Annotated in this window: 20 protein-coding genes; 15 read left to right on the top strand and 5 right to left on the bottom strand. The window is 63.6% G+C overall.

What is annotated here, in order from left to right; all coding sequences use genetic code 11:
- Positions 1 to 80 precede the first annotated feature (80 nt).
- The 8 genes from ED21_RS12865 to ED21_RS12830 all read left to right on the top strand — a co-directional run bounded on the left by ED21_RS12865 (position 81) and on the right by ED21_RS12830 (position 9,677).
- On the top strand, positions 81 to 1,454 hold the full coding sequence (locus ED21_RS12865; protein WP_034922703.1) for a class II 3-deoxy-7-phosphoheptulonate synthase: 1,374 nt from the start codon (positions 81 to 83) through the stop codon (positions 1,452 to 1,454).
- Between the two features lie 77 nt (positions 1,455 to 1,531).
- The gene (locus ED21_RS14865) at positions 1,532 to 2,635 is read left to right on the top strand and encodes a GGDEF domain-containing protein (RefSeq protein WP_156787471.1); all 1,104 of its coding nucleotides are present in this window, start codon (positions 1,532 to 1,534) and stop codon (positions 2,633 to 2,635) included.
- 121 nt (positions 2,636 to 2,756) lie between these two features.
- A complete protein-coding gene (gene egtB, locus ED21_RS12855; protein WP_006834356.1) occupies positions 2,757 to 4,007 on the top strand; it encodes an ergothioneine biosynthesis protein EgtB in 1,251 nt (416 codons plus the stop codon).
- Positions 4,004 to 5,002, top strand: a complete 999-nt coding sequence (egtD, locus tag ED21_RS12850) for an L-histidine N(alpha)-methyltransferase (protein ID WP_006834355.1) — start codon at positions 4,004 to 4,006, stop codon at positions 5,000 to 5,002. The genes egtB and egtD overlap by 4 nt, the downstream gene beginning before the upstream one ends.
- Positions 4,968 to 5,711, top strand: coding sequence for a TIGR02281 family clan AA aspartic protease (locus ED21_RS12845; protein ID WP_233995757.1), 744 nt, complete (start codon positions 4,968 to 4,970; stop codon positions 5,709 to 5,711). Before egtD ends, ED21_RS12845 begins: the two co-directional genes overlap by 35 nt.
- A 41-nt stretch (positions 5,712 to 5,752) precedes the next feature.
- The gene (gene otsB / locus ED21_RS12840; protein WP_006834353.1) at positions 5,753 to 6,496 is read left to right on the top strand and encodes a trehalose-phosphatase; all 744 of its coding nucleotides are present in this window, start codon (positions 5,753 to 5,755) and stop codon (positions 6,494 to 6,496) included.
- Positions 6,493 to 8,280 carry a glycoside hydrolase family 15 protein gene (locus ED21_RS12835; protein WP_006834352.1) on the top strand — a complete coding sequence of 596 codons (1,788 nt, stop codon included), beginning with the start codon at positions 6,493 to 6,495 and terminating at the stop codon, positions 8,278 to 8,280. The genes otsB and ED21_RS12835 overlap by 4 nt, the downstream gene beginning before the upstream one ends.
- On the top strand, positions 8,277 to 9,677 hold the full coding sequence (locus tag ED21_RS12830; RefSeq protein WP_006834351.1) for a trehalose-6-phosphate synthase: 1,401 nt from the start codon (positions 8,277 to 8,279) through the stop codon (positions 9,675 to 9,677). The genes ED21_RS12835 and ED21_RS12830 overlap by 4 nt, the downstream gene beginning before the upstream one ends.
- Here ED21_RS12830 and ED21_RS12825 read toward each other — a convergent pair whose 3' ends face one another.
- On the bottom strand, positions 9,678 to 10,136 hold the full coding sequence (locus tag ED21_RS12825; RefSeq protein WP_006834350.1) for a response regulator: 459 nt from the start codon (positions 10,134 to 10,136) through the stop codon (positions 9,678 to 9,680).
- 122 nt (positions 10,137 to 10,258) lie between these two features.
- Here ED21_RS12825 and ED21_RS12820 point away from each other — a divergent pair, with 122 nt between their 5' ends.
- Positions 10,259 to 11,038, top strand: coding sequence for a tyrosine-protein phosphatase (locus ED21_RS12820; RefSeq protein WP_006834349.1), 780 nt, complete (start codon positions 10,259 to 10,261; stop codon positions 11,036 to 11,038).
- 66 nt (positions 11,039 to 11,104) lie between these two features.
- Positions 11,105 to 12,088, top strand: a complete 984-nt coding sequence (gene trxB / locus ED21_RS12815; RefSeq protein ID WP_006834348.1) for a thioredoxin-disulfide reductase — start codon at positions 11,105 to 11,107, stop codon at positions 12,086 to 12,088.
- A 41-nt stretch (positions 12,089 to 12,129) separates the two neighbouring features.
- On the opposite strand, the gene ED21_RS12810 is transcribed toward trxB, so the two are convergent.
- From ED21_RS12810 to ED21_RS12800, 3 genes are read right to left on the bottom strand one after another with little or no spacing between them, the layout of a single operon-like run.
- Positions 12,130 to 12,573, bottom strand: a complete 444-nt coding sequence (locus ED21_RS12810; RefSeq protein WP_006834347.1) for an MAPEG family protein — start codon at positions 12,571 to 12,573, stop codon at positions 12,130 to 12,132.
- A gap of 15 nt (positions 12,574 to 12,588) precedes the next feature.
- A complete protein-coding gene (locus ED21_RS12805; protein WP_006834346.1) occupies positions 12,589 to 13,047 on the bottom strand; it encodes an MAPEG family protein in 459 nt (152 codons plus the stop codon).
- Between the two features lie 51 nt (positions 13,048 to 13,098).
- Entirely contained in the window at positions 13,099 to 14,058 is a 960-nt protein-coding gene (locus ED21_RS12800; RefSeq protein ID WP_006834345.1) for a threonine/serine dehydratase, read from the bottom strand.
- 65 nt (positions 14,059 to 14,123) lie between these two features.
- Between ED21_RS12800 and ED21_RS12795 the strand changes: the two genes are divergently transcribed.
- The 5 genes from ED21_RS12795 (at position 14,124) to ED21_RS12775 (ending at position 19,353) form a co-directional block, all read left to right on the top strand.
- A complete protein-coding gene (locus ED21_RS12795) occupies positions 14,124 to 15,335 on the top strand; it encodes a saccharopine dehydrogenase family protein (RefSeq protein WP_006834344.1) in 1,212 nt (403 codons plus the stop codon).
- Positions 15,335 to 15,754, top strand: a complete 420-nt coding sequence (locus ED21_RS12790; protein ID WP_006834343.1) for a hypothetical protein — start codon at positions 15,335 to 15,337, stop codon at positions 15,752 to 15,754. Before ED21_RS12795 ends, ED21_RS12790 begins: the two co-directional genes overlap by 1 nt.
- Entirely contained in the window at positions 15,742 to 16,737 is a 996-nt protein-coding gene (locus ED21_RS12785; RefSeq protein ID WP_006834342.1) for a peptidyl-alpha-hydroxyglycine alpha-amidating lyase family protein, read from the top strand. The genes ED21_RS12790 and ED21_RS12785 overlap by 13 nt, the downstream gene beginning before the upstream one ends.
- 46 nt (positions 16,738 to 16,783) lie before the next feature.
- Positions 16,784 to 17,962 carry a carboxynorspermidine decarboxylase gene (locus ED21_RS12780; protein WP_006834341.1) on the top strand — a complete coding sequence of 393 codons (1,179 nt, stop codon included), beginning with the start codon at positions 16,784 to 16,786 and terminating at the stop codon, positions 17,960 to 17,962.
- A 188-nt stretch (positions 17,963 to 18,150) separates the two neighbouring features.
- The gene (locus ED21_RS12775; protein WP_006834340.1) at positions 18,151 to 19,353 is read left to right on the top strand and encodes a type III PLP-dependent enzyme; all 1,203 of its coding nucleotides are present in this window, start codon (positions 18,151 to 18,153) and stop codon (positions 19,351 to 19,353) included.
- A 4-nt stretch (positions 19,354 to 19,357) separates the two neighbouring features.
- Here the strand turns inward: ED21_RS12775 and ED21_RS12770 are convergent, their stop codons facing one another.
- Positions 19,358 to 20,131 (bottom strand): hypothetical protein, encoded by a 774-nt coding sequence (locus ED21_RS12770; RefSeq protein ID WP_006834339.1) that lies wholly within the window; start codon positions 20,129 to 20,131, stop codon positions 19,358 to 19,360.
- Positions 20,132 to 20,144: the final 13 nt, after the last annotated feature.

The following is a 20,144-nucleotide window of genomic DNA, read 5'->3' as shown; positions in this document are numbered from 1 at the left end:
GGTCCAAGTTTATGCTGCTTGCGCTAGAATGGCGGCTGGGCTTGGATTCCCGCCCGTATTGAATGGAACTGGACCTGGTAATGGCACGCGAATGGGCACCCGATAGCTGGCAGAACTTCGAAGCGAAGCACCTGCCGCGCTATGACAGCGCCGAAGCGCTAGACGGGGCGACCGGTGCGCTTGCCAGTCACCCTCCGCTGGTCTTTGCAGGCGAGGCGCGTGCGCTGAAAGCCGACCTCGCCGAAGTCGCGGCGGGCAACGCTTTCCTGCTGCAAGGCGGCGATTGCGCGGAAAGCTTCGCCGAATTCCACCCCAACAACATCCGCGACACCTTCCGCGTGTTGCTGCAGATGGCGGTCGTCATGACCTTCGCCAGCAAGAAGCCGGTGGTGAAAGTCGGCCGCATGGCGGGGCAATTCGCCAAGCCGCGCAGCTCCGACACCGAAACGCAGGGCGACGTGACGCTGCCGAGCTACTTCGGCGACAACGTCAACGGCATCGAATTCGATGCGGCGACCCGCACCAACGATCCGCAACGCATGGTCCGCGCCTATTTCCAGGCTTCGGCCACGCTCAACCTGCTGCGCGCCTTTGCTGGTGGCGGCTATGCCAATCTGCGTCAGGTCCACCAGTGGACGCTCGATTTCATGGGCCGCAGCCCCTGGGCGGAGAAATTTTCCGACGTTGCCGAAAGGATCGGGGAAGCGCTCGATTTCATGGAAGCTTGCGGGGTCACGCCGGAAACCTTGCCGCAACTGCAAGGCACGAGCTTCTACACCAGCCACGAGGCGCTGCTGCTCCCCTACGAGCAGGCGCTGACCCGCCGAGACAGCCTGACGGGCGACTGGTACGATACAAGCGCCCACATGGTGTGGATCGGCGACCGCACGCGCTTCGAAGGCAGCGCGCATGTTGAATTCGCGCGCGGCATCGGCAATCCGCTGGGCATAAAATGCGGGCCGAGCCTCGATACCGACACGATGCTCAACCTGCTCGACACGCTTAATCCTTCGCGCGAGCCGGGCCGCATTACGCTCATAAGCCGCTTCGGCCACGACAAGGTCGAAGAAGGCCTGCCGCGTCTCGTGCGCGCCTTGAAGACCGAAGGGCACCCGGTGGTGTGGAGCTGCGACCCGATGCACGGCAATGTCGTGAAGTCGGAAAGCGGCTACAAGACGCGACCTTTTGATCGCATCCTGTCGGAAGTAAAGGGCTTCTTCGCCGTCCACCGCGCCGAGGGCACCCATCCGGGCGGCATCCATGTCGAGATGACCGGACAGGACGTGACCGAATGCGTCGGCGGCGCCGTGGCGATTACCGACGAGGCGCTGAAAGACCGCTATCACACCCATTGCGACCCGCGCCTCAACGCTGCGCAATCGCTGGAGCTGGCCTTCCTGATCGCCGAGACACTCAACGCCGAGCAGTCGCAGCAACAGGCCGACGCTGCCTAGGTGATTGCGCCTAGGCCTTAGGCGACGCTACCTTACCGCGCAGCGGCCTATCCGCTCCTTCCGATCAGGAGAGGCCCGTGCGTCACGTCAGAATGCCACCGGTAAAAATCCCTTCGCTGGTAGCCTGGCTGACCGCAGGGCTGCTGGCGGCGGTAGCATATCTCAATCCTGGTCCCGTCGCCGGGGCTCTCCTGCTCATCCTCACCCTCCTTTTCCTTGCCGCGTACAGCTGGCGCGCACGCCGGACCACGCGCCATTTCCGCACCGAAGCGCAGCAATTCGCCAACAACGTATACATGTTGCAAACCGCGGAGGGACTGGCTGGCTATGGCCGTTGGTGCATCGAAATCGAACCACGGCGGCACCTTTGGTCAACCGAGATGTGCAGTTTGGTCGGATTGGCGCCGGGGACGCCACCGACGGAGGAGACACTTCAGGCGATCATGCCGGAGGGTATGGGGCAGTTGGAGACGGCCCTCTGTGCCCATGCCAAAGATACCGCGCCCTATTGTGTCGAATTCGAACTCGGTGCAGAAGATCACTTGCCCCGGATGCTCCGCGCCAATGTGCGGCATTTCTTTTCGCCCGAAGGCCAGTGCGAACAAGTCTTCATGGTCGTTCGCGACGTGTCGAAGGAATACGCGCTGCTACGCGATCGTGACGAGGCGATTGCGCAGGCCGAACGAGCCAAGAAGGAGGCCGAAACCGACGCACTGACCGAGTTGGCGAACCGTCGGTCTGTCATGGCGGAACTCGACCGCGCGGTTGTGCGGGCGAGACAAGATGGCGAAAGTCTTTCGGTCATCGTCTTCGACGTCGATCACTTCAAGCATGTGAACGACAGGCATGGCCATCCCGCGGGCGATCGGGTGCTCGGCATGATCGGCAAGATCGCCGCGCGCCAGGCGCGCGAGCGCGATGTCGTGGGCCGGATCCGCGGCGAGGAGTTCCTCTGGATCATGCCTTCATGCGACGTCCAATCGGCGTTGAGGGCGGCCGAGCGGCTGCGCTGGGCGATCGAGGCCGGCACACACAGCGCGCCTGTCCCTTCGGTGACAATCAGCGCCGGCCATGCCGAACTTCAGGACGGCGATGCCGCGCTCACCCTGTTCGCGCGCGCCGACACCGCGCTTTACAACGCCAAGCGGGAAGGGCGAAACCGTGTCGCACAGGCTGCGTAAGACAGACTAACATATGATAAGGTCATGAGAATTTCGTTCAGACCCTTTAAACTGCCACACAATTGGTTCAATGTGGACCTTGGTTGCCGCTTGCTGGCAGCTGCGAGGGGAGAGCAGGGTCATGCCCGAGCTTCACGCCAGCCAGTCCGTACCCGCGAGCGATCTTGCGGATAGTTACGCAAGGGTTCGCGCCCTTAGCGAAGCGATCGTCGGGCCGCTTTCCGAAGCGGATGCAACCCTCCAGTCGATGGAAGATGCGTCGCCTGCCAAGTGGCATCTCGCGCATGTTACGTGGTTCTGGGAAACCTTTCTCCTGCGCGATCATGCGGCTGGCTATCGACTCTTCGACGAGGACTGGCCGTTCATCTTCAATTCCTATTACGAAGCCGAAGGCGAGCGAATCGCCCGCTTCTCGCGCGGCATGCTTTCGCGGCCCACGCTGAAGGATATCCTCGCGTGGCGCGCTCATGTCGACGAGGCGATGCAGCCCCTGCTCCGCCGTGCGGAACTGCGGGGCCTCATCGAGCTGGGCCTCGCGCACGAGCAGCAGCACCAGGAATTGTTGCTAACCGATATCAAACACGCCCTGTTCCAGAATCCGCTGGGGCCCGCCATGTGGGACGAGGCATCGCCCGAGGCCGCGAAGCAGGCCGAGGGTTGGCACGAATATCCCGGCGGCATCGCCCGCATAGGGCACCAGGACGATAGCTTCGCCTTCGACAACGAAGGGCCGGTCCACCGCGTGCTGATCGAACCTTTCGCGCTCTCCTCGCGCCTCGTGACGAATGGCGAATGGGACGCGTTCATTGCCGACGGAGGGTATCAGGAAGCGCGGCTATGGCTGTCGGACGGCTGGGCCTGGGTCCAACAAAACGGCATCCTGGCGCCGTCCTACTGGCAGGACAATCGCCACTTCACGCATAGCGGGTGGCAGGATCGCGATCCCGACGCTCCCGTCACGCATATCTCCTATTTCGAAGCCGATGCCTTCGCCACATGGGCCGGGCTGCGCCTGCCGACCGAGTTCGAGTGGGAAGCCATCGCAAGGGGACAGGAGGGCGAGGCACCGGCCCACGATCCAAGCGGTGGAAACCAGCTCGACGAGGCTGCTCCGCCCTTGCCACGCGGTTCGGACGGTTTGTTCGGGGATTGCTGGCAGTTCACCCGCTCGGGTTACCTGCCCTATCCGCGGTTCGAACCGGCAGCGGGTGCTGTCGGCGAGTATAACGGCAAGTTCATGTCGGGACAGTTCGTTCTGAAGGGCGCGAGCTGCGCCACGGCGCGCGGCCATTCGCGCGCTAGCTATCGCAACTTTTTCTACCCCCACCAGCGCTGGCAATTCACCGGCCTGAGACTGGCAAGAGACATATGAAGACGGAACAGGGAATTGCCTTGGTGAATCGCGACGAGGACGGGGTCGATCGCACCTTTCGCGAAAACGTCCTTGCGGGGCTCGCCCAGCCGCAGAAGGCCATACCCGCACGCTGGCTTTATGACGATGTCGGTTCGCAGCTGTTCGAGGACATTACCGACCTTCCCGAATACTATCCGACCCGCGCCGAGACCGAAATCCTCGAAGCGCGCGGCGAGGAATTCGCCCGCCTGATCGGGCGCGATCGTGCGGTGGTCGAGTTCGGATCGGGCAGCTCCGTCAAGACGCCGCTTTTGCTGCGTGCGATCGAACCGGCCGCCTATGTGCCGCTCGATATCTCGGGCGATTTCCTGCGCGAATCCGCTGCCGCCCTCGCGGCAAAATTTCCTGCGGTCGCCGTGTATCCAGTGGAAGTCGATTTCATGCGCGAGGTCGAATTGCCGAGCGAAGTCCTCGGCATGAAGAAACTCGGATTTTTCCCCGGTTCGACCATCGGCAACATGGTCCCGCGCACCGCCGTTGATTTGCTGCGTTCGATGCGGGCGACACTGCGGGGCGAAAAGGGCGAGCGGTCGCTGCTGCTGATCGGCATGGACCTGGTCAAGGACCGCGAAGTGCTGGAAGCGGCTTATGACGATTCGCGCGGAATTACGGGGGAGTTCAACCTCAACCTCGCCCGGCGCATCAACCGCGAACTCGGCGGGACAATCCCTATCGATGCCTTGCGCCACAAGGCCCCGTGGAATGACGATTTCGCGCGTATCGAGATGCATCTGGAAGCCACGCGCCACATCGCCTTCGAGGTCGCCGAGCAACAATTCAGCATGCGCGAGGGTGAGACGATCCACACGGAAAACAGCCACAAGTTCACGCGCCGGAGCGCAAACACGCTCCTGCTGGCCGGCGGCTGGACCCCGCTGACGCGCTGGACCGACAGCGAAGAGCGTTTCTCGCTGATCCTTGCCGAGGCTACCGAGAAGCGGGACGCTCCGTGATTTTTTCGTCCGTTTCATCGACGGGACCGGACTTGCCACCTATATCCACCTGATGGACCCGCAAAGCGTACTCGATGCCCTAGCCGAAGTGATCCGCGCTATCCCGCGCTCCGGATTGCTGGCTGGCACGATCGCCGCGCTGTTTGTCGGCTGGGTCGGCGCCATGATGCTGCGCAAGAAGATCGCGGGCGGAAGGCTGGTGCGCACGGTCAGCACGTTGGCGCTTGTCGGCATTCTCGTGACGGTATTCCTGCAGATCGCACGGTTCGATCCGCGCCTCGACGTGGTGACGGATCTTGGCATGCCCGATCAGCGCATCGTCGGCGAAGAAACGCTGGTCCCGCTGGCATCGGACGGGCACTACTGGCTGGTGGCCGAGGTGAACGGCGTGCCCACGCGTTTCCTTGTCGATACCGGCGCAACGCTGACGGCCTTCTCCGAAAAATCGGCGAGCGTTGCGGGGCTGGTCCCGCGAACGGGCGGGCTCCCCGTCATGCTGAATACTGCGAACGGTACGGTGACCGCCGAGCTGACCACCGTCGACAGCCTGCGCTTCGGAAATATCGAGGCGGAGGAGATCGATGCGGTCATCGCGCCCAACCTCGGGCGGACCAACGTGCTGGGGATGAATTTCCTTTCCCGCCTCGATGGCTGGCGGGTCGAGAATGGCGATCTTATCCTGACGCCGGATGCCGCCGCGCAGGAGTGAGAATTTGACGCGCGCCGCCGAGGCGTTAAGGCGCAAGGGCGATGGCAAGCCGCACTCCGCTCCCATTTCCGCCTTCGCTGGCGCAGCTGCTCGATAGCGGGCCGCATTCGCTGTTCCTCGATTTCGACGGGACCCTGGTGGGCATTGCGCCGCGACCGGGCGATATCGATGTGCCGGACGATCTTTCCGGGCGACTACACCACTTGCAAACCCGACTGGAGGGAAGGCTGGCGCTGGTGAGCGGGCGCTCGCTGGACGACCTCGAAAGCCATATCGGCGGCGTCAGCATTGCGCGAGCCGGGTCGCACGGTGCCTCGCGCTTCTGCGCCGACGGGTCGCGCCTCGGCGCAGCGCCCTCGGGCCTGCCGGATGAGGCGGTTGCCGAATTGCGCACCTTCGCGCAGGACCATGCGCTGTTCTACGAGACCAAGAGCCACGGCGGCGCTCTGCATTTTCGCGGAATGCCGGAAAAGGGGGAGGTCACACTCGCCTTCGCACGCCAGGTTGCCGAGCAGTTCGGGCTGGAGGTCACGAGCGGGAAGGGTGTGGCCGAACTGGTCCGGCCGGGCGCCAACAAGGGCGCGGCGCTCCAGGCCTTCATGGCCATCGGACCCTTTGCCGGAAGCACTCCCGTGTTCGTGGGCGACGACGTAACCGACGAAGACGGAATGCGCGCTGCAATCGAATTCGCGGGCTTCGGCATTGCCGTCGGGGAACGGGAGAGCAAGGCTGCGCGCTATCACCTCGAAACCGTTTCCGCAGTGCACCATTGGCTGGATATATGACGCAAGCGAACCTCGAACTCTTCCCCATCGGCAATTGCCAGGTCAGCGCACTGGTCGACGAGGAGGGCGGGTTCGTGTGGGGGTGCGTGCCACGGGTCGATGGCGATCCGGTGTTCTGCTCGCTGCTCAACGGCGGCGAGCGTGACAAGGGCGTGTGGCGTTTCGAGCTCGAAGGACAGGTCTCCTCGCACCAGCGTTATGTCCGCAACACACCGATCCTTGTCACCACGCTCGAAGCCGAGGACGGCAGCGCGCTCGAAATTCACGATTTCGCTCCGCGTTTCGAACGGTCGGGCCGCATGTACCGACCCGTGGCCTTCATCCGCATCCTGCGCCCCGTCGCGGGTGCGCCGCGCCTGCGCGTGCGGCTGGCGCCGATGAAGAACTATGGCGAGGCCGAGGTCGCGACCACCAACGGCACCAACCACATCCGCTACCTGCTGGGCGAGCAGGCCATGCGCCTCTCCACCGATGCGCCCGTCGGCTATATCCTCGAAGGCCGCAGCTACCGGGTGGAAAGCGACCAGCATTTCTTCCTCGGCCCTGACGAGCCTTTCGTGGGCAATATCCGCAGCGAATTGAGGCGGATGGAGGCCAACACGAAGAAGTACTGGCAGCATTGGGTGCGCGGCCTGCACATCCCGCTCGAATGGCAGGAAGAGGTGATCCGCGCCGCCATCGCGCTCAAGCTCTGCCAGCACGAGGAAACCGGCGCGATCGTAGCTGCACTGACCACCTCGATCCCTGAGGCACCCGGCAGCCAGCGCAACTGGGACTATCGCTACTGCTGGATCCGCGACAGCTACTACACCGTGCAGGCGCTGAACCGGCTGGGCGCGCTCGACGTCCTTGAGAAATACCTCGCCTATCTGCGCAACATCATCGACCGTGCGGGCGGAGGGCAGATCCAGCCGCTCTATTCGGTGATGGGCGACGCCGAGCTGCACGAATTCGAGGCGGAGCATCTTGCCGGCTATCGCGGCAACGGGCCGGTGCGGGTGGGCAACGCCGCCTATACGCAGGTGCAGTACGATTGCTATGGCCAGATCGTCATGCCGACCGCGCAGGCCTTCTTCGACACACGCCTGCTGCGCATGGCCGACGAGCGGGATTTCGTGCATCTGGAAGAGGTGGGCGAAGCGGCATGGGACAAGCACGACAAGCCCGACGCGGGCCTGTGGGAATTCCGCACGAGGCAGGAAGTTCATACCTATTCCGCGGTCATGTGCTGGGCCGCCTGCGACCGGCTGGCCAAGGTCGCCGCGCAACTCGCCAAGGGTGACCGCGTGCTCTACTGGCAGGAACGGGCCGATGCGATCCGCGCCAAGATCGAGAGCGAGGCGTGGAGCGAGGAGGGGCAACATTACGGGGCCAGCTTCGAAAGCGATTACCTGGATGCCAGCCTGCTGCAGATGGTCGAATTGCGTTTTCTCAAACCCGACGACCAGCGTTTCCTGAAGACGTTCGAGGCGGTCGAACGTGACCTGCGCCGAGGCGATCACATGCTTCGCTATGCCGCAGAAGACGATTTCGGCGCGCCCGAGACGGCGTTCAACGTCTGCACTTTCTGGCTGATCGAGGCGCTGCACCTGACCGGCCGCAGCAAGGAAACGCGCGACCTGTTTAGCTCCATGCTCAGCCACACGACGCGATCGGGGCTGCTGAGCGAGGATCTCGACTATGATACGGGCGAGCTTTGGGGGAACTTCCCCCAGACCTATTCGCTGGTAGGTATCATCAACTCTGCCGGCCATCTATCCAAGTCCTGGAGCGAAGTACGTTGAGTACCGACGCCCGTCTCGTCGTGATTTCCAACCGCGTCGCTGTGCCCAAGGCGCGGGGCGCGGCAGGGGCGCAGGGCGGTTTGGCGGGCGCGCTGCACTCGGCGCTCACGTCGCGCAGGGGCCTCTGGTTCGGCTGGTCGGGCGAGGAAAGCGAAAGCGGCCGCACCGGCAATATCGCCACCCAGACCAGCGACGGTGTGACGACGGCGACCATCGATCTCTCCAAACGCGACGTCGAGGAATATTACAACGGCTATGCCAATTCGACGCTGTGGCCGCTGTTCCACTACCGGCTCGACCTCGCGAAATACGAACGTGAGACCGGCAAGGGCTACGAACGCGTCAACGAACGCTTCGCCGAACTCGTCACCCCGCTGATCGAGCCGGACGATGTCGTCTGGGTCCACGACTACCACCTGATCCCGCTGGGCGAGAGGCTGCGGGCGCAAGGGTGCAAGAACCGGATCGGCTTTTTCCTGCACATCCCCTGGCCCGCCACCCGGCTGTTCGTGTCGCTGCCCTACCACGAGCGGCTGGTGCGCACGATGCTGCACTACGATCTCGTCGGCTTTCAGACGAAGGAATGGCTCGACAGTTTCCTCCACTATTGTCGCTCCGAACTGGGCGCCGAGGTCAACGAGGAAACCAGCGAAATCACGCTCGACGGCAACACCACCATGGCGCGCGCCTATCCAATCGGCATCGACTGGGAGCATTTCAGCAAGCTCGGCGAAACCGGCGAAGCAAGGCAGGCGCAGCAGCGCCTGATGAGTTCGACCCGGCGGCGCACGGCGATGATCGGCGTGGACCGGCTGGATTATTCGAAAGGACTTCCCGAACGCCTCGACGGCATATCGCGGTTCTTCGATCGCCATCCCGAACGCGTTCGCGATCTCGTTTTCGCGCAGATTGCCCCGCCGAGCCGCGAGGATGTGGATAGCTACCAGGCCATTCGCGCCACTCTCGAGCAGAAGGCAGGCCAGATCAACGGCGCGCGCAGCGAGGTCGATCTCGTCCCCGTCCGCTACGTGAACCGCGGGTACAGCCACGCCGAACTGTTCGGATTTTTCCGCGCGGCCAAGATCGGTCTGGTGACGCCGCTGCGTGACGGGATGAACCTCGTTGCGAAGGAATATATCGCTGCGCAGGACCCGGAAGACCCCGGTGTGCTCATTCTCTCGCGCTTCGCCGGCGCGGCCGCCCAATTGCAGGATGCGGTGCTGGTCAATCCGCACAGCCCGGACGATCTCGCGCACGCGATCCGCGTGGCGCTCGATATGCCGCTTGAAGAGCGCAAGGAGCGCTACGAGAACCTTGTCGCCACAGTGCGCGACGACGATGTGCAGGACTGGACCGAAACCTTCCTGACCGATCTCGACAATATCCCGATCGCCTGATCAGGACACGGCGCGACGCGAAGGGGCATCGCGCCAGCGACCCGTCGCATATTCGAGATGCTCGACCAGCGTTCGATGACGCGGCTTGTCGCTGCGGGGCTGCAGGATTTCCTCGACCGTGCGGATCAGCGCCTCGGCTTCGAAGGGTTTTCGCAGATAGGCCTGCGCGCCGTTGAAATAGGCGGTGTTCTCGCCCTCGGCCCCCGTGACGCCGGTGAACATGACGACCGGCAGGTCGTAATTCTCCGCCGAACCGCGGAGCGAACGCAGCACTTGCGAACCGGAAAGGCCGGGCATGTCCTGGTCGAGCAGGAGCAGGTCGGGGCGCCGCCAGCGCAGCAGGTCCACCGCCTTTTCGCCATCGGTCACCCAGCCGCAGGCGTGCCCGGCATCCATCAGGACCTCGCTCGCCAGCTGCGCGATGATTTCGTCGTCGGCGGCGATGAGGATATGCGCCATGTCGTCCAGCTCCCTGTTGTGCCTGTAAAGGTGCGGGCTTGCTAGGAGCGGACACGGAAAAAGGCGGTGTCGCCGACCTAAGGCACTATCCCCTAAGCCAAGGGGCTGCCACGCTGCGCGCCATGATTCGCGATCCCTTTCTCGACACCGAAGGCATTCACAATTTCCGCGACTATGGCGGCTGGAAGTCGGAAGGCGGGGCCCGGGTGAAGACCGGCCTGCTATGGCGCTCCGGCCAGCATGTCGGGGCGAGCGATGCCGATCTCGCGGCAGTCCATGCGCTCGACATCCGCACGGTGATCGACTTGCGCGGCCTGTCGGAGCGCGAACGCAATCCCTGCCGGAGGCCCGACGGGTTTCAGGGCGAAGTTTTCTTCTACGAGGGCGAGACCAGTTCCAGCCCGCCGCACATGGACGTGGACGAAGGAACGACCACGGCCGAATTCGCCCGCCAGCGGATGATGGGCGTCTATACGCGGATGCCGCGCAACCCGGCGATGGCCACCATGTTCGGCCGCTACCTCCGCCTGCTGGACGAGCGGGAGGGCGCCAGCCTCGTGCATTGCTTCGCGGGCAAGGACCGTACGGGCGTTGCCGCCATGCTGGTGCTGCATATCCTTGGCGTGAGCCGCGAGGACCAGATGGCCGAATTCCTGCGCACCAACGAGGCGCCGACGCTCGAAGTGCTCGCCGCGCAATCGGTCCCGGGGATTGAGGCGCGCCTCGGTCGCACGCTCGACGAGGACGCGATCCGCGCCTTGCTGGAAGTGGACGAGGCCTATCTCCACACTTTCTGGAAGGAGGTCGCGGACGAGCATGGGTCGCTCGATTCCTACATCGCGAATGCCTTAGGTGTGGACGAGCTGTTGAAGGACCGGCTGCGCGCGCGTTACCTGACGTGACTCTGGCGAACCCAGTCCCCATATAGCCACTTCCTTCCCATCAATACCCTCCAAGAGACTTTGACCATGGCTACCCATCGCACCAAGATGCTCATCATCGGCTCCGGCCCCGCTGGCTATTCCGCCGCCATTTACGGCGCGCGCGCGATGATGGAGCCTATCGTCGTGCAGGGCCTTCAGCCCGGCGGCCAGCTGACCATCACCACCGATGTCGAGAACTATCCCGGCTTCGCCGATGTGATTCAGGGCCCTTGGCTGATGGAGCAGATGCAGAAGCAAGCGGAGCACGTCGGCACGCGCATGATGTGGGACACCATCGTGGACGTGGACGTTGCAAATGGCTCGCCCTTCAAGGCCATCGGCGACAGCGGCGACGAATACATCGCCGACGTGCTGGTGATCTGCACCGGCGCGCAGGCCAAGTGGCTGGGCGTGCCGGGCGAAATGGAACTAGGCGGCAAGGGCGTGTCGGCCTGCGCCACCTGTGACGGCTTCTTCTATCGCGGCAAAAAGGTCGCGGTGATCGGCGGTGGTAACACCGCGGTTGAGGAAGCGCTCTACCTCACCAACCATTCCGACGATGTGACGCTTATCCATCGCCGCGACGAGCTGCGCGCCGAGAAGATTCTTCAGGAACGCCTGCTCAACCACCCCAAGATCACGGTGATCTGGAACAAGACGGTCGAAAGCTTCGAGGCCGGCGACAACGGCGCGCTGCACCGCCTCAACCTGCGCGATACGGTGACGAGCGAGGACAGCACGCTGGAAACCGACGGGGCCTTCGTCGCCATCGGCCACGCGCCGGCCACCGAGCTGTTCAAGGGCAAGCTGCCGATGGACGAGGGGGGTTACCTCCTAACCGAGGCGGGTTCGCCCAAGACCGACATTCCCGGCGTCTTCGCCGCTGGCGATGTGACCGATCACGTCTACCGCCAGGCGGTCACCGCTGCGGGGATGGGCTGCATGGCCGCGCTCGATGCGGAGCGCTTCCTTGCGAACCTTGAAGTCGACGCTGACGGCCACGCCCACGCGGCAGAGGCTGCGGAGTAACGATCGGGAACGGGGCTCGCTTCTGACGAGTCCCGTTGTCCTTAAAAGTGAATATCGAACGCCCAGATCGCGGCGTGGAAGATCAGCGCGATCAGCACCAGGCTCGACAGGGCGAACAGCACGAAGCGCACCATCACCTTGTTCGCCGTGACCTGCACGATCGAGTGGTTGATCCTGAGGCCGACGTAAATCCACGCCAGTAGCGCGTTCATCCCTTCGCCCCAGCCGACCATCGCCAAGACCAGGCAAACCGCGTAGAACACGGTCGGCTGCTCATGCAAATGGTTATAATTGTGGGCCTTCCACTGGATTTCGGCAGGCAAGGCGTCGTCGAGCCCCTTGGTGCGGCGCGCGTCGTCCGGCTGGATACCGGCCTTGCTCATGGCAGGAATGCGGGTTGCGTACATCCAGACCCACATGACCATGGTCCAGGCAAGCAGGACGACGACCGGCTGGAGGATGGCGGATTCGGCTATTGTGTTCATGATCTCGGTCTCCGCTCAGGCTGCGACAAGCGTCGGGTCGTTGAACAGCGTCGCCATCACCGCACGAATGGCAAGGATGGTAAGCGCGATGCTCGACAACAGGAAAAACAGGAAGCGGACCTTCACGACGTTTACCGTCGCCTGATAGACCGAATGGATGATGCGCAGGCCCACATAGATCCAGGCGAGTAGCACATCCCACGATCCCGGCCCCATGACCGCAAGGATCAGGACGGCGGCGTAGAAAATGGTCGGCTGCTCCATCAAATGCGCGTAGTTGTGCGCTTTCCACTGCACCTGGTCGGGGATCACGCCTTCGAGATCCTGTCCGCGCCCGCCGGGCTTGGCGTCGCGCAGGCCGCCACCGCCGCCCAGTTTTTTGAGCGCGGGCAGGCGCGTGAACGCCATCCAGTAAAGCATGATAAGCGACCAGAGCACGAGCACGGCGGCCGGTGCGAGCAATTGAGCCTGCATGGAATTCCCCTCTTTTTCTGCGCTGCGACGATAATTGCGCGCAGGCTGGTGTCAATTCGCGCGCAGAGTCTCGGCAAAGCTATCCGCATCGGTGTTGCCGCCGGTGACCATGATCACCGCGTCCTCGTCGAGCGGCACCTTGCCCGCCAGCGCCGCCGCCAGCGCCGCCGCACCGCCCGGTTCGACGACGAGGTTGAGACGCGCGAAGGCGAAACGCTGGGCTGCGCGAACCTCTTGGTCGGTCACTGTCACACCCGGCTCGGCACGGTCCTGCAGGACGGCGAGATTGATCGGCTTGGTCGCATCGGGCTGGAGCGCGTCGCAAATGGTGGAGGGCGGATTGTCGCCCACGCGCACGATTTCGCCCAAGGCCAGCGCCTGTCCGACCATGTCCCACCCCTGCGGCTCGACCACATGGATCGCGCTGTCGGGGCAGGCGAGGGCGAGTCCTGCGGCAAGGCCGCCGCCACCGCAGCACACCACCAGCCGCGAGGGTGCGCGGCCGAGCTGACGTTCGATCTCGATACCGGCACTGCCCTGTCCCTCGATCACCCACGGATCGCCAAAGGCGTGCACCAGCGTCGCGCCGCGCGCCGCCACCTCGCGCGATGCCACTTCGTCGCGGTCTTCGCCGGGGCGGTCGTAGAGGACGATTTCGGCGCCCAGCGCGCGGGTCGCTTCCAGTTTTACCTTGGGCGCGTTGCGCGGCATCACGATGGCCGCGTCGATCCCCAGCCGCCGCGCGGCCCAGGCGACGCCTTGCGCATGGTTGCCCGACGATACCGCGACCACGCCGTGCGCCTTTTCCTTGTCCGACAGGTTGGACAGCCGCCACCAGCCGCCGCGGATCTTGAACGCGCCCACCGGCTGCAGGCTTTCCGCCTTCACATGGAGGCACACTCCGCCGATCTCGACCGGCAGCAGCGGTGTTGCAGGGAGGATCGTGCCCACCGATGCAGCGGCGTCCAGCACGCCTTGCCGCGTGGGTTTTCTCATATCGTCTCGGACCATTTGGCTAGCCTAGTGCATTTCGCTAGAGGGCGCGCAAGATTCGAATTCACATACGAGGTTTCTTCATGTCGACAGTTTTGGTCATCGGTGCGGGCGGCGTCAGCTCGGTCTGCGTTCACAAGATGGCGATGAACAAGGATATCTTCACCGATATCCATCTCGCCAGCCGCACCAAGTCCAAGTGCGACGCCATCGCCAAAAGCGTTAAGGAGCGCACCGGCGTGGAGATTTCGACCTACGAGATCGACGCTGAAGAAGTACCTGCGATGGTCAACCTCATCAAGAGGGTGCAGCCGAGCCTCGTAGTGAATCTCGCGCTGCCCTATCAGGACTTGCCGATCATGGACGCCTGCCTCGAGGCGGGCGTAAGCTATCTCGACACCGCGAACTACGAGCCCAAGGATGAGGCCAAGTTCGAATACCACTGGCAATGGGCCTATCACGACCGTTTCAAGGATGCCGGCCTGATGGCGCTGCTGGGTTCGGGCTTCGATCCGGGCGTGACCAGCGTCTTCACCATGTGGCTGAAGAAACACAAGCTGAAGACCATCCGCCAGCTCGACATTCTCGACTGCAACGGCGGCGACCACGGGCAGGCCTTTGCCACCAACTTCAACCCCGAAATCAACATTCGCGAAGTGACCGCGCCCGCCCGTCACTGGGAAGATGGCGAGTTCGTCGAGACCCCGGCAATGGGCAAGAAGGTCGAATTCGACTTCGAGGGCGTAGGCCCCAAGAACATGTACATGATGTATCACGAGGAGCTGGAAAGCCTCGCCAAGTTCAATCCGGAACTCGAACGCGCGCGCTTCTGGATGACCTTCGGCGATGAGTACATCAAGCACCTCACCGTGCTGCAGAACGTAGGCATGACGCGGATCGACCCGGTCCGTTATCAGGGCAAGGACATCATCCCGCTGCAGTTCCTCGCCGCCGTGCTGCCCAAGCCCGAAACCCTAGGCGAAACGACCAAGGGCAACACCAATATCGGCGTGATCGCGACCGGCGAAGCGCTCGACGGATCGGGCGAGAAGACCTTCTACATCAACAACATCTGCAGCCACGAGGCCGCTTACGAGGAAACCGGCAACCAAGCCGTTTCCTACACCACCGGCGTGCCCGCTATGATCGGTTCGGCCATGATGGTCACCGGCAAGTGGTCGGGCGACGGCGTGTTCAACATGGAAGAGATGGACCCCGATCCGTTCATGGACATGCTCAACGAGCACGGCCTGCCATGGCAGGTGAAGGAAATGGACGGCCCGGTCGACTTCTGATGCGGCTAACCGGTCTTCTCCTGCTTGCCCCGCTGGCCCTGTCCGGGTGCGTCGTGCCCGAGCCGGAAGCGGGCCAGCAGGGCGAACCGGTGGACGAAACGACGACCGTTTCGCAAGGCATGCCTGCTCTCCCCGGTGGCGCCATGTCCGCCGAGGACCGCCGCGCCTGCGAGGGGCAGGGCGGCACGGTCGAGAGGCGCGGAATGGCGCAGACCGAACTCTGCGTCACGCCCTATGCCGACGCGGGCAAGGCCTGCACCGATGGCGACCAGTGCGATGGCCGCTGCATCGCCGAAGGGCAGGTTGGCGCACCTCACGGAGAGCCCGTCACCGGCATCTGCCAGCGCGACGATCGCCTGTTCGGCTGCTTCGGCATTGTCGAGGACGGCGCCATCGAGGCGGGGCTGTGCGTCGACTGATCCTTGCTGCGGCTGCGCTGGCGCTATCCTCCTGCAGCGGCAGCAAGCCTGCGCGCGAGGAAGCTCCGCCGGTCACCATCGACGAAAGCTGGCCCGACATCCCCGAGAGCGCGGTGTTCGGCGAGCCCACCGCCATCGATGTCGACAGCCACGGGCATATCTTCGTGCTGCACCGCGCGGGGCGCGAATGGACGCAGCCGTTCCCCTCCGATCCGATCTCCGAACCCACCGTCTTCATGTTCGCCGCCAATGGCAAGCTGCTCAGCAAATGGGGCGCAGGCGAATTGGTGATGCCGCACGGCCTTTCCATCGATGGCGACAACAAAGTCTGGATCACCGACGTCGCGCGCGAACAGGTGCTGCGCTTCACCCATGAGGGCGCCGAGGAACTGGTGCTGGGCACGCGCGGCGAGACCGGGCAGGACGAAAGCCATTTCGGGCGTCCCGCCGACGTAACCTTTGTCGGCGACCGCGTGCTGGTGGCCGATGGCTATCTCAACCGTCGCATCATGGTGTTCGACCGCGCGGGCAATTTCCTCGAGCAGTGGGGTAAGGAGGGCGAGGACGCTGGCGAGTTCAACCTGCCCCACGCCATCGCCGCCGATAGCGAGCGGATCTACGTCGCCGACCGCGAAAACGCGCGGGTTCAGGTTCTCTCGCTCGACGGCGAACCGCTCGCCCGGTGGCGGCAGGACGGGACGGGCCATCCCTATGCGGTGAAACCCATCGGCAGCGGCTATGTATTGGCGATCGAGGGACGCGACCGCGCAGGGCGCAACACGGCGATCGGGCGCATCTACCGAGCCGACGGCGGGCTCGAGCGCGTTTTCGACGCTGGCGTCGAACCGCACACTGGTACCAGCCTCGGCCACGATGTCGCCATCGGCCCCGACGGCAGCGCTTATATGGTCGACAACAAGGCGAACCGGGTGATCAAGTTCGACCTCTCCCGCGCCGGGGTGGAGGAGGCGGACGCCGACTGACATCTTCCCCTTTCGCATCGAGGCCGGCGCGCCTAGATGCGCTGCCATGGAAACAAAAGCCGGCGATCCGGGCGCCTTTGCCCAATTCGATTTGAACCGTGTCGACAGCCCCGCCTTCGTGGTGGATGCGGCCAAGCTGCGCGCCAATTGCCAGATTCTGGCAGACATCCGCGACGAGGCGGAGATCAAGGTGCTCTCCGCGCTCAAGGCCTTCTCCATGTGGAGCGCTGCGCCGATTATAGGCGAATATCTCGACGGTGTGTGCACTTCGGGCCTTTGGGAAGCGCGGCTGGCAAGCGAATTCTACGACGGCGAGATCAGCACCTATTGCGCGGCCTACAAGCCGGAGGAACTGGACGAGGTCTGCCGCCTGTCCGACCACGTCATCTTCAATTCGCCCGGCCAGATGAGCCGCGCTGCGCTCATTCTCGACAACGCGCGTGCGTCGGGTCAGGATTTCGAAGTCGGCCTGCGCATCAATCCGCAGGTGCCGACCGGCGAGGTGCCGCGTTACGATCCTTCGAGCCCCGGCAGCCGTCTCGGCTTCCCGCTCGACCAGCTGACGCCCGAAATCATGGAAGGTGTCGAGGGCATCCATTTCCACAATCTGTGCGAACAGGACCTCGAGCCGCTCATCCAGACCTGGGACCGCGTGTTCGACGCGATCGAGCCGTGGTTCGGGCAACTGAAGTGGATCAACATGGGCGGTGGCCACCACATCACGCGCGCCGATTACCAGCGTGAGGAGCTGATCGAGTTCCTCAAGGACGCGAAGGACGACACAGGCGCGGAGATATACCTCGAACCGGGCGAGGCCGTCGCGCTCGATGCTGGCATTCTCGTCGGCACCATCCTCGACACCGGCTATAACGGCCTGCCCGTCGCCATCGCCGACGTTTCTGCGACCTGCCATATGCCCGACGTGATCGAGGCGCCCTACCGCCCCGCCATGCTCGGCGAAGCGAGCGACCACGAAACGCCCGAAGTGCGCATCGGCGGCCCCTCCTGCCTCGCGGGCGACGTCATCGGCGACTATCGCATTCCGGGCGGGGCAGAGGTCGGCAAGCGTTTCGCCTTCCTCGACCAGGCGCATTATTCGATGGTGAAGACCAACACCTTCAACGGCGTCCAACTGCCCAGCATCTATATGTGGGACAGCGAAACCGACCAGCTCGAGCTGGTGAAAGAGTTCGGTTACGACACCTTCCGCGACCGGTTGAGCTAAGCCTCAGCCCACCTTGCGAGACGCCCGACGCGCCCCGCTGAAACTTGCGGACAAGCGCATCGATATTCACTTGCGTTTCATGATCGACGATTTATATGCGCCGCTCCTGCTGCCCCAAGGGGACTTCCTAACCGCAAGGCAGCTTGTCGTTTCATGGTCCGCAAGGACTGTTTAGGGGGTCCCTTGAGTTGCAGCATTTTCCTGACGCCCGGTCCGTAGTTCGCGCGCTCGCGCCCGACGAACCTGTTATCCTCAACCGCCCGCACGCCGCTGCGCGCGCAGCGCGTTTCTTCGTCGAGAAATTTCCGGGCAAATCGCTCTACGCGGTGAAGGCCAATCCTTCGCCCGATCTCGTGCAGATCCTGTGGGATAACGGCGTGACGCATTACGACGTCGCGTCGATTGCAGAGGTGCGCATGGTCCGTTCGGTCCTGCCCGATGCGACGCTGTGCTTCATGCACCCTGTCAAATCACCCGGCGCGATCCGCGAAGCCTATTTCCAGCACGGCGTGAAGACTTTCAGCCTCGACTCGTCCGAAGAACTGCTGAAGATCGTCGAGGCTACCCGCGGCGAGGATGGCGAAGCCGCCACCGACCTGCGCCTTTGCGTCCGTCTGCGCGTCTCGTCCGAACACGCGGCGCTGAGCCTTGCCTCCAAGTTCGGTTGCGACCTTACCGAAGCGCCCGCGCTGCTACAGGAAACCCGCCAGTATGCCGACTGGCTGGGCGTGTGCTTCCATGTCGGCAGCCAGGCCATGAGCCCGTTTGCCTATGTGCAGGCTCTCGATCGCACGCGTGCCGCGATTGCGGAGGCTTCGGTGGTCATCGACATGATCGACGTAGGTGGGGGTTTCCCCAGCGTTTACCCGGGCATGGAGCCGCCGCCGCTGGAAGATTACTTCAAGATCATCCACCAGCATTTCTACGCGCTGCCGATCGCCTATAACGCCGAGCTGTGGTGCGAACCCGGCCGCGCGCTGTGCGCCGAATACTCGAGCCTCGTGGTGAAGGTGGAAAAGCGTCGCGGCGAGGAACTCTACATCAACGACGGCGCTTATGGCGCGCTGTTCGATGCCGCGCATGTGGAATGGAAATTCCCGGTCCGCGCGTTGGAGGACGACCTCATCAAGCCGGAGATGGACTTCGCCTTCTACGGCCCGACCTGCGACGACGCCGATTACATGCCCGGTCCCTTCGGCCTGCCCGAGGACATCCAGGCTGGCGATTACATCGAGATCGGCATGCTCGGCGCATACGGCGCGGCGATGAAGACCGACTTCAACGGCTTTGGCGCCGCCGAACGCATTATCGTCACCGACGAACCAATGGCGAGCCTGTACGACGGCAGCCGCGTTCGCCCCGAAGCGGACAATGTGGTGAACCTTCGCTGACCTCTTATCCGTGCTCGGCCTTATGCGCGTCGAGTACGGATTTGACCCTTCCGAGCGCCGCTCCGATCTGATCCGGAAACTCCTCTGCTCCCAGTTCGCGCACCGAATTGTGCGCCGCGGCTATCCGCTTGGCGTCAGCCCATTCGACACCCAGCCCAATCGCCCATTCGCGAAACTCGTCTGCTGCGCCTGCGCGCGGCTCCAGCGCCTTGGCCAGCGTCGGGTGGAAATCGACGCGGCGGTTCAGTGGTAGCAGGCTGAAGGGAAAACCCTTGTCGAGATAGACCAGCGTGTCGTCGATATGGATCGTCCCGCTCTTGCGATGAAGCGCGAGGATGGAGGAGAAATGCACGCTCTCATCCTCGCACACCAGCGGGACGCCTTCGGGAATTGCAAAGTCGAAATCCGCCCCGAAGCGTTCGGCCAATACGCCGCTTTCGCATCGCGCGTCCTGCCACGGCAGATCGGGTAGCTGCCGAAGGTGGCGGGCGGTTCCGTAGAGCGCCGCCTCGGGATAGGCTCGGTGCATCCATTCGCAATGGAGCGTGTGGAACGGGTGCAGGTTCAGGATCGCGGCCAGCTTGCTAGTACCTTCGGTCAGCCGATCAACCTCGGCCTTTACGCTGTCGGGCAAGGTATAGCTGTCGAGGAAGACGAAGTTGCCGTCGCCAAGCCGGACGAGGGACGCCTGCGTTCCGAGGTTCAGCAAACCTCCGATGCGGAAGTCGCCTTCCACCCGCCAGAAATCCTCGCCAATCTTCGTCAGTGTGCCGGTCATAGTAGTCCTCCTG

Source organism: Erythrobacter sp. SD-21 (assembly GCF_000181515.1).
GTDB lineage: Bacteria > Pseudomonadota > Alphaproteobacteria > Sphingomonadales > Sphingomonadaceae > Qipengyuania.
This window is presented reverse-complemented; position numbering and strand designations above follow the sequence as displayed.